Annotated in this window: 14 protein-coding genes; all 14 read right to left on the bottom strand. The window is 62.8% G+C overall.

What is annotated here, in order from left to right; genetic code table 11:
• Positions 1 to 10 precede the first annotated feature (10 nt).
• A complete protein-coding gene (gene nagA, locus LKX83_RS23535) occupies positions 11 to 1,195 on the bottom strand; it encodes an N-acetylglucosamine-6-phosphate deacetylase (protein WP_227885278.1) in 1,185 nt (394 codons plus the stop codon).
• Positions 1,196 to 1,405: 210 nt separating this feature from the next.
• Positions 1,406 to 2,995, bottom strand: a complete 1,590-nt coding sequence (locus LKX83_RS23530; RefSeq protein ID WP_227885277.1) for a response regulator — start codon at positions 2,993 to 2,995, stop codon at positions 1,406 to 1,408.
• The gene (locus LKX83_RS23525) at positions 2,988 to 4,823 is read right to left on the bottom strand and encodes a cache domain-containing sensor histidine kinase (protein WP_227885276.1); all 1,836 of its coding nucleotides are present in this window, start codon (positions 4,821 to 4,823) and stop codon (positions 2,988 to 2,990) included. Before LKX83_RS23525 ends, LKX83_RS23530 begins: the two co-directional genes overlap by 8 nt.
• Positions 4,824 to 4,850: 27 nt before the next feature.
• Positions 4,851 to 6,551 (bottom strand): extracellular solute-binding protein, encoded by a 1,701-nt coding sequence (locus LKX83_RS23520; RefSeq protein WP_227885275.1) that lies wholly within the window; start codon positions 6,549 to 6,551, stop codon positions 4,851 to 4,853.
• A gap of 25 nt (positions 6,552 to 6,576) precedes the next feature.
• On the bottom strand, positions 6,577 to 7,473 hold the full coding sequence (locus LKX83_RS23515; RefSeq protein WP_227885274.1) for a carbohydrate ABC transporter permease: 897 nt from the start codon (positions 7,471 to 7,473) through the stop codon (positions 6,577 to 6,579).
• 21 nt (positions 7,474 to 7,494) lie between these two features.
• On the bottom strand, positions 7,495 to 8,397 hold the full coding sequence (locus LKX83_RS23510; protein ID WP_227885273.1) for an ABC transporter permease: 903 nt from the start codon (positions 8,395 to 8,397) through the stop codon (positions 7,495 to 7,497).
• Positions 8,398 to 8,628: 231 nt separating this feature from the next.
• Positions 8,629 to 10,389, bottom strand: coding sequence for a cache domain-containing sensor histidine kinase (locus LKX83_RS23505; RefSeq protein ID WP_227885272.1), 1,761 nt, complete (start codon positions 10,387 to 10,389; stop codon positions 8,629 to 8,631).
• 14 nt (positions 10,390 to 10,403) lie between these two features.
• Entirely contained in the window at positions 10,404 to 11,936 is a 1,533-nt protein-coding gene (locus tag LKX83_RS23500; RefSeq protein WP_227885271.1) for a response regulator, read from the bottom strand.
• 228 nt (positions 11,937 to 12,164) lie between these two features.
• Positions 12,165 to 13,808: an extracellular solute-binding protein gene (locus LKX83_RS23495; protein WP_227885270.1), complete on the bottom strand. Its 1,644-nt coding sequence runs from the start codon at positions 13,806 to 13,808 to the stop codon at positions 12,165 to 12,167.
• 71 nt (positions 13,809 to 13,879) lie between these two features.
• A complete protein-coding gene (locus LKX83_RS23490) occupies positions 13,880 to 14,776 on the bottom strand; it encodes a carbohydrate ABC transporter permease (RefSeq protein WP_227885269.1) in 897 nt (298 codons plus the stop codon).
• Between the two features lie 34 nt (positions 14,777 to 14,810).
• Positions 14,811 to 15,716, bottom strand: coding sequence for an ABC transporter permease (locus LKX83_RS23485; RefSeq protein ID WP_227885268.1), 906 nt, complete (start codon positions 15,714 to 15,716; stop codon positions 14,811 to 14,813).
• 161 nt (positions 15,717 to 15,877) lie between these two features.
• Positions 15,878 to 17,035, bottom strand: a complete 1,158-nt coding sequence (locus LKX83_RS23480; protein WP_227885267.1) for a right-handed parallel beta-helix repeat-containing protein — start codon at positions 17,033 to 17,035, stop codon at positions 15,878 to 15,880.
• A 220-nt stretch (positions 17,036 to 17,255) separates the two neighbouring features.
• A complete protein-coding gene (locus LKX83_RS23475; protein WP_227885266.1) occupies positions 17,256 to 18,941 on the bottom strand; it encodes a DUF4091 domain-containing protein in 1,686 nt (561 codons plus the stop codon).
• 269 nt (positions 18,942 to 19,210) lie between these two features.
• Positions 19,211 to 20,146, bottom strand: coding sequence for an AraC family transcriptional regulator (locus LKX83_RS23470; protein ID WP_227885265.1), 936 nt, complete (start codon positions 20,144 to 20,146; stop codon positions 19,211 to 19,213).
• Between the last annotated feature and the right edge of the window lie 146 nt (positions 20,147 to 20,292).

Below are 20,292 nucleotides of genomic sequence, written 5' to 3'. Positions count from 1 at the left end.
AACCGCATGGTCAGACCCGGACGCCGCCGATCCACGTCCCTTCGACCGTGCCGTCGTCGTTCAGCCGGACGAAGTCGGCGTCCTTGCCCGCTTCGAGCGAGCCTTTGCGGCGTTCGAGACCGGCTTGCCGGGCCGGCTGCAGCGTGAGCAGCGGCAGCGCCTCCTCGAGCGACGCGCCCGTCCATCGCATCAAGTTGGCGAGCGCGCGATCCATCGTCAGCGTGCTGCCGGCCAGGCTGCCCTCCGTGCCGTCCGGCTCCACGAGCCTCAAGATACCGTCCTTCATCTTCGCGGTCATCCCCTCGAACGGGAACGTCCCGTCCGGCAGCCCCGCCGGTCCCATGCAGTCGGTGATGAGCACGATCCGGTCGCGCGGCTTCGTCTCCCAGACGTAGCGGACCGCTTCCGTGTGAATGTGGATGCCGTCGCCGATCATCTCCACCGTCAGCTCTCCGAACAGGAGCGCCCCGCCCGTCAATCCGGGCTCCCGGTGGTGAAACGGCCGCATTCCATTGAATAGATGGGTCACGTGGGAGGCGCCGGCGCGAACGGCGGCGCGCGTCTCCTCGAGCGAGGCGTCGGAATGCCCGATCGACACCGTCACGCCCCGCTCGCGGAAAAAGCGCAGCGCCTCCATCCCCCCTTCCCGCTCGGGCGCCAGCGTCACGAGCCGGATCCGGCCCTCGGCCAGCTCCCAGAGCGCGCGGAGCTCGTCCGGGTCCGCCGTCCGGATGTGCGCGGGATTTTGCGCTCCGCAGCGCAGCGGGTTCAGGAAAGGCCCCTCCAGATGAATGCCGGCAACCTGCGCCCCGCGGCCTCCCCGCTTCATCGCCCGCACGATCAGGCGAATCGCCTTCGCGATCGGCTCGTGCTCCGCGGTCACGGTCGTGGCCAGCAGCGAAGTCGTGCCGTGGGCGGCGTGGTACAAACAGATGTCGTCCAGACTGCCGTCGCGGCCGGTCATGAAGTCGAAGCCCCCGCCGCCGTGGACGTGAACGTCGACGAAGCCCGGGACGACGCGCGCGCCGCCCGCGTCGACGACGGCGACCCCCGGATCCCGGCTGCGCTCCCAATCGGCCAGAGGGCGGACCGCACCGATCCGGCCGCCGCGGACCTCGAGAACGCCTTTCTCGATCACGGCGCCAGGCGTGTACATGCGTGCATCAACCAAATCGAACGTTGCGGAATGAGACATGAGAAAAACCTCCCGATGACTGAAAATGAAGGGCTGCGTTCTCGGGCGGAACAGCCGACGCTATGATCATCTCAGGCCGGCGGCGGCGCCGGCAAGTGACCCGTTCAACGATTCGCACCCTCGATCAACGATCTTGCACCGCCCGGTATTACGATTCGCACCCTCGATCAACGATCTTGCGCCGCCCGGTATTACGATTCGCACCCTAGATCAACGCTCTTGCGCCGCCCGGTATTCGCTTGTGCTGTATCCCGTGTAGGCCTTGAACTTCTTGTAGAACCAGTCGAGCTCCCGGTAGCCGACGTCCGTCGCCACCTCGAACGCTTTTTTGTCGGTCCGGCGAAGCAGTTCCTTCGCTTTTTCCATCCGTACGCGCAGCAGATAGTCGTTGAAGGAGAGGCCCTCGTTCGTCTTGAAGAGCTGTCCGAGATAGGCGGGATTCATGTAGATCCGCTCGGCGATCGCCTTCAAGCTGATCGCGCTCGATCCGTACTCCGACGCGACGATATCCTTGACGGCCTGAACGGTCGTCACCGGCTTCGGCGGCTGCGAGGCCGCGCGCAGCGCGATCGCCTCAAGACACATCCGCTCCGCCTGGGCGAACGCCAGATCGATCGTCTTGGCCTCGAGCAGCCGCTTGCCGTCGTTTACGTCGGCCTTGAACAGCCGTTCCGGCCGGTGGCCTTCCTTCATGAGCAGATGCAGCAGCAGGACGAGCAGCTCCAGCATAAACGAGCGGACTTGCGCCGGCGTCCCGGCCCCCGCCGCGAACCGGTCCATCTGCTTCTTCAACAAGAGATGTACGCGCAGCCCGTCGCCTTCCGCCACCGCGTCGAGCAGCGGCTGCAGCTCCCGGACGTCGGTCTCGCCGCCGTCGGGCGCCTCCTCGTCGAACGAGCCGCTGCGGATCACCGCGTTCGGTCCGGCGAAGAACTTGCGGTCCAGCATCCGCTCGGCGACGGCGAGCGAGCGGGGCACCTGGCAGGCGGGCCTTACGACCTCGCCGATCCCGATCGTGATGGAGACGCCGGCGTACCGGGACACCTGCGTCCGCAGCGCGTCCGCCGCGGCAAGCACGGCTTCGGCGCCCAAATCTTCCTTTTCCCCGTACAGCACGATGCCGTACCGGTCCTCGGACTGCTCGAACGCGTACCCGTCCCGGCCAATCATCTCCTCCACGACGTTCAGCACGGCGAACCGGCGCAGCCCGATCTCTTCGTCCGTCAGCGAAACGTCCGCCGCGTCCATAAAGTCCATCTCGACGAGCAGGCAGCATACGGCGTGGCGGCCCGGCTCGAGATCGAGCTCGAGCAGCCGGAACCGGTCTTCCGCGTCCCGCAGCCGCATCGCGCCGCTCGCCCATTGGCGCAGCGCCTGGTGCCGCATCGCCTGCATGCCGTGATACAGCTGCCGGTGAAGCGTCCGCTCGCGGGAGAGATCCGCGCGAACGTCTCGCAGCACCCGGTCCATGTCCTCCTCCGCGACCGGCTTGAGCAGGTAATCCTTGATCCCGTAACGGAGGCATGCCTTGACGTAGTCGAATTCCCCGAAGCCGCTCATGACGAGGATCGGGATGCCGGAGAAGGATCGGACTTCCCGGATCAGGTCGAGGCCGTCGATGCCGGGCATGCGAATGTCCGTGACGAGCAGCGCGTAATCTCCGTCCTTCAGCAGGTCGAGCGCCTCCCGCCCGCTGCCCGCCTCTCCCGCGACGGCAAAGCCGTACGATTCCCAGTCGAGCATATATTTGAGCGCTTTCAGCGCGCCAGGCTCGTCGTCCGCGATCAGCACCTTATCCATCGCGCGTCCCTCCTTCGTCCTCGTCGTCCCGCTCGCCCGGCAGCAGCAGGGAAACACGGGTGCCCGCACCCGGGGCGCTGTCGAGGACGAGCCCGAAGCCGCTCCCGAACGTGTGCCGCAGCCGCTGGTGGATGTTGCGCAGCCCGATATGCCGCTCCCCGGTCGGCGCCGCCTCGTCCAGCCCGCCGCGGATGTCCGCGAGCGCCGCCTCCGGGATGCCCGGCCCGTCGTCCGCTACGGTGACGCAGATCGTACCCCGCGCCGCCGCTTCGGCGCGGACGGCGATCGCCGTCGGACCCTCGCAGCGCTCCAGCGCGTGGACGACGGCGTTCTCGACGAGCGTTTGCAACGCCAGCCTCGGGACGGCATAGTCCCGGCAAGCCTCTGGCACGTCGATCTCGTAGGTCAGCCGCTCGCCGAAGCGGAACCGCTGGATCCGCAAGTACGTGTCCACCGTCTCCAGCTCCTCTCGGAGCCGGATCATCTGCCCGTGCTTGCCGAGCACCTGACGGAAGGACCGCGCCAGCAGCTGGATCGTCTCGGCGTTCTCCCGGTCCCCCTTCTCCAGCAGATTGCCGCGGATCGCCGTCAGCGTGTTGAACAGATAGTGCGGATTGATCTGCGTCTGCAGCGCGTACAGCTCCGACTCCTTGGTCCGCAGCTCGAGCTCGCGGCGGTTGATCTCGGACTGGTACACATCCTTGATGAGGCGGTCGATCCGCTCGATCAGCCCGTTGAAGATGCGGCCGAGCGCGCTGATCTCGTCGTTGCCCTTGACGTCCGTCATCGGCTGCAGCTGCTCGGAGTTCACGCGCCGCATGGCGCCGGCGAGCCGCGTCAGCCGCTTGGTCAGCCCGAGGGACAGGGCGTAGATCAAAAGGATCGACAGCGCGACGGCGCCGCAGCAGAGCAGGACCGCGATCCGCCGGATCTCGTTGGCGTGGGCCATCAGCTCGTCTTCGGGAATGAGGACGGCCACCTTCATGCCGCGGACGCTGTTGCGCCCCCCCAGCGTTTCATAGAGAAGCAGCTCGGAGTCGTCCCCTTCCCGCACCCGAAAGCTGCCCGCGTCGCCTGCCTGCAGCCGGCCGCCGAACGCGTCGTCCGTCAGCTTGGCGCCGTAGACGCCAGGCCTGCGGCTGTCCAGCACGACGCTCCCGTCGGGCAGCGCCACGATGAACCGGTGACGCTTGTTCTCCTCCGCGATGAGGGTGTCGAACAGCCGGACGTCCAGATCCATCGTGACGTACAGCTCCGCGCTCTCGCTCAGGTTGTTCAGCCGCTGCGTCAGGCGGATGACGCCCTGGCGGCGGAACGCATCCTCCTGCGGCGGCCACCAGATTTTCACGCGCTCCGGCTGGGCGCGGAACGCCCGATACCATTCCGAGCGTCGCACTTCTTCGTCGATCCGGACGAAGCCCGCGAATTCGAACAGCGGATTTTCCGTGTAAAAGACGAGCCGGCTGATCTGGCTCATGCCGCGAACCGACTGCAGCACCGGATCGACCGTCTCGAAGTACATCTGCTCCGCCTCCGGGAACGAGCCGTAAGAGGCGAGCAGCCGTTCCTGAAGATTGTTGTTCGTGTACAGGTAGTCCATGATCTGCTCGTACGATTGCATCAGGTGGTCGACATTCAGCGCGAGCTGAGAGACGGAGTACCTCGCGTTCTCCCGGATCTTCTGTTCGATGAAGCCCCTGCTGTAGTAGGTCATCGCATACGTCAGCGCGCCCAGTAGGAGCAGAACGACGACGGCGTTGGCGATGAACCATTTGGTCCGGATGCTCAGAGGTACCCTCTCCCGGGGACGGAGCCGGAGCGGCTCCATGTCCCGGGCGGGACATGGGGCGCCCTGTCATTGGCCCATCGTCTGATTGTACTGGTCGATGTAGGCTTTCCACGCGCGATCGTAGGCCGCTTCGACCTTCGCCGACCCCGCTTTGCGGATCTCCTCGACGTAGCGGTTCCAGTTCGCCTCGAACTCTTCGTCCGTCTTGGAGTAAACAATCTTCGGCGACTCCTTCTTATATACCTGCTGCACCCGCTTGAATTCCGCGCGTCCTTCGGTCGGCTCCGCCAGCTGCCAGATCCAGGCCGGCACGCGCTCGACGGGCGGCATGAATTCCGAGAACACTTTTTTGCCGTACTTGGACAACAGCTCCTTCGTCGCGTCGTCGTAGGTCGATTGCCAGTAATCCTTGGTGTTTGGCGTCGCGTAGTCGCCGTCGGACAGCTTGGCGCCGTCCCCATAGGTAAACCAGTAGAAGGGTCCGGTCGGCCCGCTCTTGAATTCGTATTCCGGGTCTTCCGTCTTTTTCGCCTTCCACGCGGCGTTGACGACCCGTTTGCCGTCCACGACGTCGTAGTGCTTGCCCTCGATGCCCCAGTTGATGAGCTTCTGCCCTTCGTCGGTCAGCAGGAAGTCTACGTACTGGATAATCCGCGCGGGATCTTTGGCGTTTTTCGAAATTTGCCAGTTGTTGTTGGAGTTGATCGGGGTGATCGTATTCGAGTGGTCCGGCGTATTCTCGTCGAACAGCAGCTCGATGTTGGCGAACTGGCGCTCCGGCTTGCCCTGCTCCCGCAGCGATTGCTCCGGGTACTTGAGGAACCAGGCGGGGAGACTGCCCGCGAGCGTGCGGCCTTGGGCGGTCTTGGCCTCGGCTTCGTCGTAGTTGATCGTGAAAAACTCTTTGTCCAGCATGCCGTTCAGGTACAGCTTGTTCAGGAACTTGTCGTAGCGCTTTTGGTCCTCCGACAAGATGTTCAGCGTGACGTTGTTCCGATCGTCGATCAAAAACCAGGAATGGTCCGGCTTGCCGGCTGCCTGAAAAGCCGGATTGTTCAGGATCCAGTCGGGATGGTCCGCGCCGCCGACGCCGGACCACGGAATCGTGGGCTTGCCGTCGATCGTCGGATGCTTCTCGTAATAGGCTTTGAGCACGTCGAACAGCTGATCGAGCGTCTTGATCTGCGGATACCCGGCTTCCCGCAGCACGTCGTACTGCACGGCCCACGGCGCTTCCCAGTCGGCCGGCGTCTCCTCGGCCAGATACGGAGCGGGGAGGGTATAAATGTGTCCGTCCTGCGCTTTGAGCAGGTTGTAGTACTTGCCGAACGCCTTCTTGATGTTCGGGCCGTATTGATCGATCAGCCCCTCGAGCGGGATGACGGCGCCGGCGTCGATGTATTTGCCGACCTCCTTCGGATGCATGACGACGACGTCCGGGTAGTCGCCTCCCGCGAGCCAAAGATCGAGCTTTTGGGTCAGGTCGCCGACGACGTACTGAAGATCGAGCGTGACGCCGGTCAGCTCGGCCAGCTTCTGCGCCACGTCGTTGTCCGGCGAAAACTTCGGATCGATGCTGTTGATCGTCACCTTGATCGGGCTGCGGTCCGGCGACGGGGCCGCCGCGCCTGAGGCGGACGGACTCGCGCTCTTGCCGGCGCTCGGACCGGGGGCGGACGGCTCGTCCTTGCCGCCGGAGCAGCCCGAGAGCGCCAGCGCGGCCGCGGCGATGACGGCGGCCCCCGCGAGAAGCGGATGTCTCTTCATTTCGTTCTCCCCCTCTAGTTTGAATTTACTCTTTCAACGCGCCCACGGTAATCCCCTTGATAAAATAGCGCTGCATGAAGGGGTATACGAACAAGATCGGCACGGTCACGAGGATCGTCATGCTGGCCCGGATCGACTGCGGCGTCAGCGTGTTCGCCACCGCCCGGTCGACCTTGCCCGATCGCGCCGCGTCCGTCGACACCTGCTGAACCGATTTAAGCAAAATTTTCATCAGCTCGTATTGGAGCGTCGACAGGTGCTGCTTGCTGTTGAACAGATAGTTGTCGAACCAGGAATTCCAATGGCCGACGGAGACGAACAGCGTGATGGTGGCGAGGACCGGCGCGCTAAGCGGCACCAGGATGCGGAACAGCACCGCGAAGTCGCTCGCCCCGTCGATCCGGGCCGATTCGGCCAATCCTTCGGGCAGCTGCTCGAAGTAGCTGCGGATGATGATGACGTTAAACGCGCCGATCAACCCCGGGATGATGTAGACCCAAAAGCTGTTGGTCAGATGGAGATTTTTGATCAGCAGGTAATACGGGATCAGGCCTCCGTTCACGTACATGCTCAGGATGAGGATGAGGTTGAACCCTTTGCGGAACAGAAAGCCTCTCCGGCTGATCGTGTAAGCGAGCATCGTGGTGAAGAGAACCGACAAGAACGTGCCGAGCAGCGTGCGTGCGAGCGAGACCAGCGTCGCGGCCACCAGATTGTCCGCCTGAAAGATCGCCCGATAATTGCCCAGCGTGAATGCCCGCGGCCACAGATAGATGCCGCCTCGCACCGAATCGATCGAATCGTTCAACGAGATCGCGAGCAGATTGAGAAACGGGTATAGCGTCAGGCAGCCTAGCAACAGCAGAAAAACGTAGTTGAACGTCTCGAACGCGTAGTCGGCGGCGCCGTAGCGGCGTCTCATGGCCGTCACTTCCTTTTCGTCCTAGAATGCCTTGAAGCCGCCGAACCGGCGCGCCGCCATGTTCACCGAAACCACGAGGAGGATGCTGACGGCCGACTTGAAGACGCTGATCGCCACGCCGTACGAATAGTCGCCGATGCTGAAGGAATAGTCGAGCGCGTACAGATCCAGCACCTGCGAGTAATCGATGTTCAACCCGTTGCCCAGCAGGAACTGGGACTCGTAGCCGGTGTTGATCAGGTTTCCGGTCGCGAGAATGAGCAAGAGCGCCGCCGTCGGCATGAGGCCGGGAATGGAGATGTGCCACATTTTCTGGAACCGCCCCGCTCCGTCCACTTCGGCCGCCTCGTACAGATCGTGGTTCAGCCCGGCGAGGACGGCCAGATAGATGATCGTGCTCCAGCCCAACTCCTTCCAGAATCCGGCGATCGTATGGATCGCCCAAAACCAGGAGCCCTTGGACATGAACAGGATCGGCTCGCGGATGATCCCGAGCTTCATCAGAACGTCGTTGACGATCCCGCCGTCGGGCGAAAGGCTGCCGAGCACGATGTTCGCCATGACCACCCAGGAGACGAAATGCGGGATATAGGTGATCGTCTGGACCGTCCGCTTGAACAAGCGGACGCGAACCTCGTTCAGCAGCAGCGCCAGCGCGATCGCCCCGACGAAGTCGGTCGCGAGGCTGAGCCCGCTCATCGCCAGCGTGTTGCGGAGCACCAGGTAGAACCGGTCGTCGCGGAACAGGTCCGCGAAATGGCTGAAACCGCTGAACGGACTGCCGGCGATCCCTTTGCTGAGCGAGTAGTCTTGGAATGCCATGATCCAGCCCCACAGCGGCACGTAGGTGAACAGGATCAGCAGAACCATGCAAGGAACGGACATGAGGAGCAGTTGGTATTGCGAGCGCAGCTTTCGATACACGGCGAAGATGAGCCCCCCTTTCTTGCCTTCATTATGCGGGGGGACGGCGGCCGGCCGGAACCTGCGGGAATATAGGACCGTACCCGCGCGATTATGGATCGGGCCGGGGAGGACGAAGCGGGGAGACGGGAGGCGGGAAGGCGGGCAGCCCCCGCATGTCGATCCTCGCGGAAGGCGCAATGAAGCAAAGCCCGCGCCGGGACGCGGGCCTTGCCGGAAGCGCTTCGGCGCCTAAGAGGCGGTGGCGACGCCTGGGGAAACGCCGCGCGAGGCGGGGATGACGATCTGCACGCTCGTGCCGATCCCGGGACGGCTCGCGATCGTCACGCCGTAGATCTCCCCGAAGTGCAGCTTGATCCGCTCGTCCACGTTGCGGATGCCGTAGCCGGGCTTGACCTCGCCGTCGCCGAGGATGAGCGCGGTCGTCTCCGGCCGGATGCCCGCGCCGTCGTCGATCACCTGGAAGACGATCCGGTCCCCTTCCCTTCGGACGACGATCCGGATATGGATGCGGCCCCGGTACCAGGCATGCTCGAACACGTTTTCCACGAACGGCTGCAGGATGAGCTTGATCGTCCGGTCGCCCATTGCCGCCGGATCGAGGTCGTAGTGGACGGAGAAGCGGTCGCCGTACCGGATATGCTGGATGCCGATATACGCCTGGATCTGCTCGATCTCCTGGGCGATGCCGATCAGCGTCTTGCCTTCGTTCAGCGTCAGCCGGTAGAACTTGGCGAGCCCGAGCGCCATGTCGTGAATCTCCTCGGTCATGTTCATCTTGGCCATCTTGGTGATGGAGGAAAGGGCGTTGTACAGCAGGTGGGGATTGATCTGCGACTGCAGGACGCGCAGCTCCGCCTCCTTCTTCTCCAGACCGGCGACGTAGACTTTGCGGATAAGATCGTCGATATTTTCCGCCATTTCGTTCAGCGCGAAGGCGATATAGCCGAATTCGTCCTGGCCGGAGTAGCGGAACCGACGGGACAGCTCTCCGTCCTTCAACACGCCGAGGAACGCGACGATCTTGCGGATGCGTTTGGAAAAGTAGCCGGAGACGGCGAAATTGATGGCGAGCAGCAGAAACAGGCAGGCGAAGCAGGAAAGGATCGTAACGTTGCGCACGTTGACGCTCTCTTTGCGCAGCTCCGCGTACGGAATCTTCACGACGAGCCGCCAATCCGTGTCCGGAATGGGATGCGCGATCGTGTAGTAGCCTTCGTCCGGCTTCGTCCAGCTCATGAGGAGCCGGCGGTTCGGGTCGCTGCCGTAGAGGATCCGGTCCGACGCGTCCTGGACGAACAAATAGCCCGGCACGCCGAACTTCTCGAGAAACAGCGATTGGAAGACGTCCTTCATCTCCGCGCGGATGCGCAGCAGGCCGATCGGCTGCTGGCTGTTCAGGTCGGCCGTTAGCCGGAGCAGCGAAATGCTGCCTTCCGCCCGGTCGTCGCCAACTTGCCGCCACATCGGGTCGAACCGGTTCAGCGAGCGGGACGCGTCCGCATACCAATCTGTCTCGAGCAGCCGGCTGAAATGATAGACTTCGTACACTTTGCCCATCTGCAGCGCCTTGATCTTCTTGTGGTCGTAGTAGACCTCGGGAAAAGTCTCGTTGCGCAGGTAGAGGGAGAGCGCGACGTTCTCCTGCGCGATCTTGAGCGCGGACTCCAGCTTGGGGAAGACCGTCTTCGTGGCCTGCTCCTGCATCTCCCAGCCGGCTTCGCTCAGCCGGAGCGCCTCCTGGATCGACTCGTCGAAAAAAATCTGGTCGGACATGCGCCCGAACGCGTCCAGCCGGTAGCCGATGTTGTCGACCATCTGATTGATCGTCCCGGCGATATATTGATCGGTGCGCTCGCGGACCGCGTCCAGGGAAAAGCGGTACGCAAGCGTGCCAAGGACGACGACCGGGAGCAGCACGACCAGCGAATAGGTGAGGAACAGCTTGTATTGGAACGAGATGGGGCTCCCGCTCGCGCGCTTGGGCTTCATCGGAGGCGTCTCCTTCAGCATTGTTTGCGGTAGTCGCCGGGGCTCAGCCCGTAGGCCGTCTTGAACTGCACGCTAAAGTTGGCGATCTTCTTGAAGCCGACCCGGTGGGCGACCTCGAACACTTTGAGCTTCGGATCCTGCAGCAGCTCCCGGGCTTTCTCGATGCGCAGCCGGGTCAGGTAGTCGTTGAACTTCTCCCCGGTCTCTTCCCGGAACAGCTGGCCGAAGTAATTGGGCGAAAAAGCGAACCGGTCCGCGACGTCCCGCAGCGTCAGCCGCTCCGCAAGCCGCGTGCGCACGAAGGCCTCGACTTCTTCGATGAGCCGGCCTTTGCGCTGCTTGCGGGCGTGCAGCAGCTCGGACACCTCGAACAGGCGGCGGCGGAACCACGACTTCATCTCGGCGATCGTCTCGAGGCGCGCGAGCAGATCGAACGCCTGCCAGTCCGTCCCCGGCAGGTCGAGCAGCTCCACGCGATGGGTATGCAAATAGGCGTCGAGCTTGGAAAGGGCGAACATGATGAAGTGATTGGCCCGGATCCGGCCGTTCAGCTCGGCGGCGTACCGGAACAACGCTTCGACGCCGTCGTCGACGCGCGGCAGGTCGTAGCCGGAAGCCGCGACGAACAGCGCCTCGAACAGCTCGTCGAGATCGGCCGCGTTCGACTGGTGGGCCTGCGGGGCCGTCCGGATGTCGATCGTGCGGTTTTTGCCGTAGAACAGCTTGCAAGAAAGCGCGTCTGCCGCCTGCAGGCAGGCGGCTCTGGCGTCCGCGTCCGGACGCACGGCGCCGCCGATGCCGACCGTGACCGTGAACGGCTCGCGGTCCGCTACGCGCCGCACCAGCGCCTCGAGCGCCGCGGCGGCATCGGTCCGGTCCGTCACGATGCCGACCCGGTGGTTGTCGAGCGGACACGCGAGCGGCAGCCCTTCCTCGCCGCAAGCCAGGACGACCCGCCGCGCCGCTTCGCCGGCGCGTCCGTGGAACGGATGCACGGGATCGGCGTTCATCTGCCAGACGTCGTCCACCTCGGCGATGGCGACGACGGGAGAGGCGGCCCGCAGCGCCAGGCCGTATTCCCCAAGCGCGGTCGTCAGCGCTCCTTCTTCGATCGTCCCTTCGAGCCATTGCCGGATCGCGTTCCCGACCAGCATCGGCTTGCGCTGGCGCGCCTTGTCCAGCTCGCCGGCGATGCGCTCGAGCGCGGCGATCAACTCGCGGTCGTCGTACGGCTTGGTCACGTAGCCGCTTGCGTTCAGGGCGATGGCCATCTTGGCGAAGTGGAAATCTTCATAAGCGCTCACGAACAAAATCGAGACGCCCGGATGCAGCTTCACGACCCGCTCGGCGAGCTCGAGGCCGGTCATGACCGGCAGCTTGATGTCGGTCACGAGGACGTCGACCGGATGCTCGGCCGCAAAGTCGAGCGCTTCATAGGCATCGGACGCGACGCCGCGCACCTGCATCCGCAAGCGCTCCCAAGGAAGGAGACGCGCAAGGCCTTCGAGGTCGATGCGATCGTCGTCGACGAGCAGCACTTGATACACGATACCGGTCACCTCTCCATAGATCGGATAGCCGTCCGGAAGGACGGGCGGATACACCCATCGAAGGCGGATGCGGCAGGGCAAAATCGGAAAAACGGCTTCGCCAGCCGGAGCATGGGCGAATCCGTTCGGTTGCGGGAGAGTCGTTCGGCATAGGCGCAACGCGCCGACGCGGAACCGAGAAGAAGGGTATATGGGCGAGTATATACCCTTTATCGGCTCGATTCATCATTTGCCGTTCAATTTCTGCACATTTTCTTTCCATTTTTCCGTTTTGAACTGAACGTATTTGTCGAATCCGAACTTGGCCGAGTCGGCGTTCGCCTTGTCCATGATGTCGGACACTTCCTGATCGCTCTTGGCGTAGATCGCTTTGGCGAACGTTTGCTTGAAGAAGTCGACCATGTGCGTCGCGGCGACCCCCTCCGGGGCATTCGGATCCGGGTCGCTGTTCACGAACGGATCGACGTTCATGGACGTCTTCCACAGCACTTCCTGCTGGCTCCGGACGAGCCAGCTCATCTGCTCGGCGGGCTTCAGCTTTTCCTGCTCCGTCTTGATCCGGTCGATCATCGCGGAATTGCCGAGCAGTTCGGTCCATTGTCCCGGGTGGATCTTCTCCAGCTCCTCCGGAGACACCTTTTTGGCGTATTCGTTCGGGACCGGAACGCCGTCCGGCGTCAGTTCGTCCCACAGCAGTCCTTTCGGCCCGAAGAACGTGACCGTCTGTCCTTCTTGGGAAATCAGCCAGTCGTAGAAGGCGAAGATCTGCTCCGGATCCTTCGCATTCTTGGTGATGACGACCGCGTTCCACCCGAGCGAGTTCCAGTTGCCCGGCCAAATTTTGTTCGGATCGAGCCCCGCCTTGTGCAGCGGCCAGAACACTTTGTATTCGAACGAAGGGTCCTTCGCCTGCAGGAGACGAAGCGCCTGCTCGCCGTCGTTGCCCACGCTGCCGGTCGCGAAGATGGCGACGCGTCCGCTGTTGACCTTCTCGAGATATTGGTCGTTCGTCTGCGTAAAGGCGTCCTGCGTGATCAGCTTTTCGCGGAACAGCCGCGAGGCGAACTGCCAAGCTTCCTTCAGCGCGGGGTCCTCCAGCACCGGCTTCAGCTTGTCGCCGTCCGGGTAGACAAACATCGAATCGTTCGCGTAAAAGGACGGATGATCTTCGGCCATGCCGGCGTAAATGAGCGTGTCGATCCCGTCGCCTTGGAAGCCCACCTCAAGCGGAATGACGTCGGGATATTTCGCTTTGACGAGCTTCAGATACGCTTCGAGATCGTCGAACGTCTCCAGCTTCGGCGAGCCGAGCGCTTTGTAGATCTGCATGTTGACGACCCAGCCCGCATTGTTCGTCGGCTTGGTCGCGAACCAGTTCGGCAGCATGTAGATTTTGCCGTCCTTGGCGCGGAGCATGTTCAGCGTCTCTTCGCCGATCGCCGCCTTGGCGTTCGGATATTTATCCAGGTACGGATCGAGCGCGACAAGTTGATCGTTCTCGACGAACCGGGGAACGTCCTTCCGGTCGAGGATGATGACGTCGGGCAGACTTCCCGACACCTCCATCGTGTTCAGCTTGGTGGCGGCGGCCCCGCCCGAGGAGATCGGCTTGAGCGTCACCTTTTTGTTGTCCTGGATCCACTTGGAGATCGGATCGTCTCCCCACGCCTGCATCGTCCACCAGTCGTAATTCGGGTAGATCGAAAACGTCAGCGGCCCGGCGTCGGCGGATGCCGCCGGCGACGACGACCCGCCCGCTGCCGTACCGGACGGCGAGGACGTCCCTTCGGACTTGGAGCCGCTGCAGCCAGCGACGAGCGACAGGACGACGAGGCCGATCAGCAGGACAAACCCTTTGCGTTTTCTCATCTGTTTTTCCCCCTATGATTCGCAACGTGTGATCGGGCGGCTTCGCGCCGGCATGGCGGCGCGCCGCCCGCTTACCCTTTAAGCGAGCCGACCAGCACGCCTTTGACGAAATGCCGCTGCACGAACGGATAGACCGCGATGATCGGCAGCGTGGCCACCATCATCGTCGCCATCGTCAGCGACTTGGTCGTAACGGTGCGCGCTTGAAAGATTTTGTCCAGGAAGTTGGAGCCTCCCTGCGACCGCAGCTGCTCCGTGACCGTATTGGCGTTCATGATCTCCTGCAGCAGCGATTGGATCGGAACGAGCTGCTGATCGTTGATGAACAGCGTCGCTGTGAACCAGTCGTTCCACAGATTGACGGCGACGAACAAGGATAGCGAAGCGAGCACCGGCCCCGACAACGGCAGGACGATCCGCCAGAAGGTACCAAAGTAGCCGCAGCCGTCGATGCGGGCGGACTCCTCGAGCCCGGCCGGCATTTCCTTGAAGAACGTCCGGAAGATGATCATATTCCAAATGCTGATGGCGCCGGGCACGACGAGCACCCAAAACGTATTCATCATCCCGAGATCGCGAATGAGCAGAAAGTACGGAATCAGACCGCCGCTGAAATACAGCGTGACGATGCAGAAAATCATGTAGTACTTGCGTCCGACCAGCTCCGTCTTCGACATGCCGTACGAGAAGATCGCCGTCGCCAGAATCGAGAGCGCGGTGCCGCACACGGTCCGCGCGACCGAGACGAGGAAAGCTTGGGTAATCCGGCTGTCCCGGAGGACGACCTCGTAATTTTGCAGCGTGAAGACGCGCGGCCAAAACGTAATCCCCCCGAGCGACGTATCCGAGCCGAGATTGAAGGAGATGACGAGCGAATTCCAGAACGGATACAAGGTGACGAACGACAAGATCGCCAGCAGGACGTAGATGACGGCTTGGAAGACCCGTTCGCCCCGGCTTAATCGCATGTCGGTCTCCCTCCCTTCGGCAGATTGCGCGAATTCACCATAGGCTGTGCCCGAAGCGGCGGGCGGTGCGGTTGGCGACGACCAGCAGGATCACGTTCACGATGGCCTGGAACAAGCCGGCCGCCGTGGCATAGGAATAGCGCTGGGCGTCCTTGATTCCCATCTTGTAAACGTAGGTGTCGATGACGTTCGCCACGTCGCTCAGCACTGGGTTCTTCCCGAGTAGCAGCAGGTCTTCGAATCCCGCGTACAGGATGTTGCCGATGGCCAGGATCAGGAAAATGACGATGACGGGCGAAATGCAGGGAATGGTGATCGAGATCATCTGGCGCAGCCGGCTGGCCCCGTCCATCGACGCCGACTCGTACAACCCTGGATCGACGCCCGCGATGGCGGCCAGGTAGACGATCGCGGCGAAGCCGATCTCCTTCCAGACGCCGACGGAGGTGACGATCGCCCAAAAGTACGAGGGAATGGACAGCCAGTTGACCGGCTCTTCGATGACGTGCAGCTTCTGTAACAGCAGGTTCAGGCTGCCGTTGTCCACGGAGAGGAGCGAGGTGACGAAGGTGGCGACGATGACCCAGGACATAAAGTGCGGCAGATAGGTCACCGTCTGGACGAATCGCTTGAACGGCATGCTGCGGATCTCGTTCAGGAGCAGCGCCAGCACGATGGGCGCCGGAAAAGCGGTGATGAACTTGAGCAGGCTGATGACAATCGTATTGCGCATGATTTGCCAAAACTCGGGCGCCCGGAAAAACATTTCGAAGTTGTCCAGGCCGACCCAGGGGCTGTGGAACACGCCCTTGAACAGGTTGTATTGTTGGAACGAGATGACGATGCCCCACATCGGAACGTAGCTGAAAATAAACACGAACAGCAGGGCGGGAATGACCATAAGCTGCAAATCCCATTGCTTGAGCCAACGTGCCTTCATCTGAACCTCCATCTGCGTGCCTGGCAAGCGGGATCGTCGCGCGGCGGCGGCGTCCCGCGGCGGACAAAAAGAAGGGGGGAGTCGGGTCCCCCCAGCGTCGCCGGAAAGGGCGGTTAGGCGGAAAAGCGTGAAGCGGATCGACGTCTAGCTGTCAGCAGCGCTTAGTTGTTGGCAGCCACGGTAACGTTGGAACCTACCGTCTTGGCGGTGCCGACGTCGGTGACCAGGTTGCCCGTGGACAGCACTTGAAGCGGACGGGCGGCGGAGCTGCCTGCGTAGTAGAGGCCGATATCCTTGGCGACCGCTTTGCCGCGGATGACGTTGCCCGTCACGTTGGCGACGCCGGTGCCGTCGTAGTTGACCTGCGTCAATCCGATGAAGCGGAAGGTGGAGCCGGCGTTGCCGGTCGAACCGAGACGGAAGACGCGGTTGTTGGCGATCGTGGAGCCGGTATCCGCCTGAACGGTCCCTTGGATGCCGTAATAGGTGCCGGACGTCGTCGACTCTCCGAAGCCTTCGATATAGTTATCGGAAATGGACGTGCCGTAAAGGCGTTCGGCGTAGATGGCGTTTTTCGGGACGCCGTAAATATGATTCCGTTCGACGTACCAGCCGGCCGCGTTCTCCATATGGATACCGTCGACGCCCGAATCGGCGATCCAGTTGTCGGTGACCTGCCAATCGGTGACGGAGTTGCCGGTATCCTCGACGTAGACGCCGTACTGGCCGGAATCTTCGATCATGTTGCCGATGATTTGACCGTTGACTTGGGTGTTCGTGATCGCCACGCCGTCTTTGTTGACGTTGGTGACCCGAATGCCGCTGCCGCCCATTTTCGAGATATGGACGTCCTTCACCGTGCTCTCCCATGATCGCAAGATGATGCCGGACGTCGAGCCCGAAGCGAGTCCCTGGATCGTAAGGGAGGAGATCGACACCGGCTCGTCGGTCTGGGTAGTGCCGGCCGTCAGGAAGCCTTCGGAGACGAGGATGCCGACCGGCGTCGACCCGCTGGCTTGTTTCAGCACGGTGCCGGTCCGGCTCTCGCCGCGGTACGAGCGCTGGGGCTTCAGCTTGATCGGCGCATTGATCAGGCAGGTGCCTTTGAAGACGATCTCGTCGCCTACGTTGCTGCCCGAGATGGCCGAGTTGATGGTGGCGGCGTCCGTTGTCGAGTTGGTGCAGCCTACGGGCACTTGGTTCGCGTGCGCCCGCGTCGGACCGAATGTCGCGAAAGAAGCGATCAGCGAGACGGCAAGCGTTAGCGTGAGCAGGCGGTTTTTCAGAGAGAAGCGGTTCATGTTCCATGTCGGGTTCATCATCAACACTCCTTTCGAGAATGGGCCTTGCTGCTTGCTTTGATCTGTAGCGCTTGTTTCCCTTTCCGGCGACTCTGGCGGTCCCCGACGCCGCCCGCGAATCGGAACGCCGGCTTTCGAGGAGGGAAGCCGGCATCGGACCGACACCCTCATTATAAAAGCCCTCCCGAAGCCGGCATAAGTCCCGAAACCAACGAAAGCTACCCGTAATCAATGGAGTCTATCGACCGTTATCGACAACCTCGCTTGCCGTCGCATGCTGACGAATCGCCTCGTTCAACCGCGCTCGAAAGGCGAGCAGCCAAGCGTCTCCCCGCGGATAATCCGCGAACGTAATCGGCTCCGTCAATCCCTCTTCGAGCAGCGCGATCGCCGCCTCCTTGCCCGCATACATCTCGAACAGCTCCAAAGCCCGCAAATCCTGCAGCGCTTCCCGCAGCACCTCGAGCCGGATCGAGCCGACGGGGTGCCCGTCGTCTCCCGGATAAACCAGATGGGAGTCTCCCGAAGGAAAGCCCATGCCGGCGTCCGTCACGCGATAAGGATCGATCGCCTTCGTCGCGTAGCGGGTGTACCAGAAATTGTAGCCCCAATGCGCGAAGCCCTCCATGCCGAACTTGTACAGCTGCAAACCGATCACCCGCCCGCGGCTCGACGGCATGCTGAACATGCGGTTCGCCACTTTGTCCTGCTGGGCGTTGCAATAGTACGTCCACAGCCCGGGCACGCCGTTCGCCAGGAACGGGCCGATGTGGTCGCTCGCGGGAATCGGGCGCTCGACCAGCCCGCTCTCGTAAAAACGGTAATCCGAGAGCGCGTCCATGATCGGGTATCCCTTCAGATGCTTCGCGATGATCTCCTTCGCCTGGCGGTAAGCCTCGAAGTCTTGCGGCTCCGGCTCGTCGGAGACGTGGAAGATCGCGCGGCGCTCCAGTCCGTGCGTCCGGACGAACCCGTCCAACGCGGGCAGGAACTGGTCCAGGAAAGCGCGATACGCCGGCCCCGTCGCGTCCGTCTCCCAGCCAAAGATGCGCCGTTCCTCGCCGTCGACGGTTGCGACGATCTTCGGCGCGTGTTTCGCTCCCCATTGGGTGAACAGATGGGAAAATTCGAAATGGCTTACGCCGCACCGGTTGCACAGATCGACCCACCGCTTCAGCTTGTCGAAACCGAACGCATACTGGTCCCCTCGCAGCGCAATGTCGACCAACTGCACCGTCGGCCGCTCCCCGCCGACCTTCGTATCCAGCGGCGGCGTGACGATCGGCGTCAGGAACGTGTTGATCCCGTACCGGACGGCCGCGCGAACGTAGTTCTCCAACAGCTCCCAGTGCCGCTCGCCGAAGATCGGGACCCCGTAGTAGGTGGCCAGGCAGTCGAAGTGCAGCCACTCGTAGTGCAGCAGCCGCTGCTTCGGCAAGAGGGCGGGGACGACGTCCAGCGTAAACTCGGCCTCGCCAAGCAGCTCCTCCTCTTCGGAGACGAAACGGAGGCGGATCGGATGCACGCCCGCCGGCAGCAGCCCGTCGCCCGGATCGATCGTCACCCACACCGCCCGCCATTGGTTCGGCGGCGCATGGATGCCTTCCCGCGGATCGATCGGCAGCAGAGGATCCGGGTACAGCCCCGGCGCCGTGCGCAGAATATCGCCGTCATGATTGTCCCGAGCCGGGAAATCGGAGGGGGCGAGTCCGACGGCGCGGACCTCGATTTGCTCTTTCAGCAGCGAGTCCGTCTCGACGCGAATGCCTCTGTGCAGCCATGGCGCGCGGTAGGCGACCTGGAACGCGAACGCCTCGTTTCGCAGCGCCGTTCCTCTCTCGTACGCCGGCGCCGTCCATTCTTCGTCGGCAAATACTTTTCGGAGAGAGTTTACGCAGCGGGTTTCAAACGGTATGGATGTCATCGCACCTTCACTCGTCCTTTCTTTCGGGGGTTCGGCCGGCGGACCGGCGCTTACGCGTCCCATTATGGCGGCAGGCGGACACGGGGAAAACCCGCCGGTCTATAGGAATCCACCTGCGCGAATGCAGGCGGAAGGGCGGGAATACCGCGCTCCATCTTCCCACATTAGGCCCTTCGCCTTCGCCGAACAAGAGACGAAAACAACGAAAAAGCCCCTTGAATCAAGGGACTTTGTTTCAAAAGCTCGCGGGGCGGCGGCGAACGGCGCGATCACTCGGAGTGGAGGACCGCCTTGCGGTATTGAAGCGGCGTGAGTCCCCGCAGGCGCCGAAAGTGCTTGATGAAGTAGCTGGTGTCGTTGAATCCCGTCTCCAGCGCGATCTGGGTGATGCTGCGCGAAGGATCGAGAAGAAGACGCTCGGCTTTGCGCACGCGGACGAAATGGAGATAGGCGGAAAACGGCGTGCGCATCGTCCGCTTGAAGCAGGCCGCGAAATGGCTGTAGCTCATCATGCTGATCCGCGCCATGTCGGAAGCCGTCAACGGCTCGTGGCTGTGCGCGTCGATATAGGCGAGCGTATCCCGGAGGCGGTAGCGGTCCCGCTCCGTCCCCGAGGCGCGGCCGTCCAGTCCAAGCTCGGGAAGCGCGCGGATCAGACCGCCCATCAGCCGGAAAATGCCCGAGGTGACGGCCAGCTCGAACGCCGGGTCGCGCCGCGAATACTCCCTTAGCAGCGCCTCGGCCTCCGCTCCGATGCCGGCCGCTCCCCTCTCCGCCAGCGTCCCCGCGCGAAGATGGAGATGCGCGTCCGGCCGATTCGGGAGCATGTATTTCACCTGCAGCAGCAAAGCGGGCATCGGGGCGAGCAGCTCCGGATCGAAGCCGACGACGTAGTGCTTGGAGGCCGTGCCCGGATCGGCGGTCACCGCGTGGACGCTGCACGGCGGGATCAGGAGCAGGTCGCCCGCCGACGCTCGGATCGTTCGGCTGCCGAGCAGCACGTCCGCCTCTCCCGCATCGAAGATCAGCAGCTCCATATGGTAGTGCCAATGCGGAGGGACCGCGTAGCCTTCCGTACCGGCGTCGACCGCTGCGGCGTAGAAGGGAAACTCGAATCCGCCCTCCCGGTTTTTGTGGGCTTCGAAGTAAGGCGGCGCCTCGAAGGCGGGCCGAGTTCCGATATCGGGCAAGTTGGCTGCGGTCATGGCTGTCGTCTCCCGGCGGGCATCATAGAATCGTTTTATTTTTTCGCATCCCTATTATAGCTCCGCCGCGCGGATTCGAGTAGGGTGATAGGCAGAGCGCGGAAACGGTCCGAAGGAATGGACGCGAAGCCGCCGAGGGGATCGGA

The sequence above is a fragment of the Cohnella baijiui genome, assembly GCF_020731285.1.
Classification (GTDB): domain Bacteria; phylum Bacillota; class Bacilli; order Paenibacillales; family Paenibacillaceae; genus Cohnella.
The sequence above is the reverse complement of the archived record's forward strand: the minus strand, read 5'-3'. Positions and strand labels throughout refer to the sequence as shown.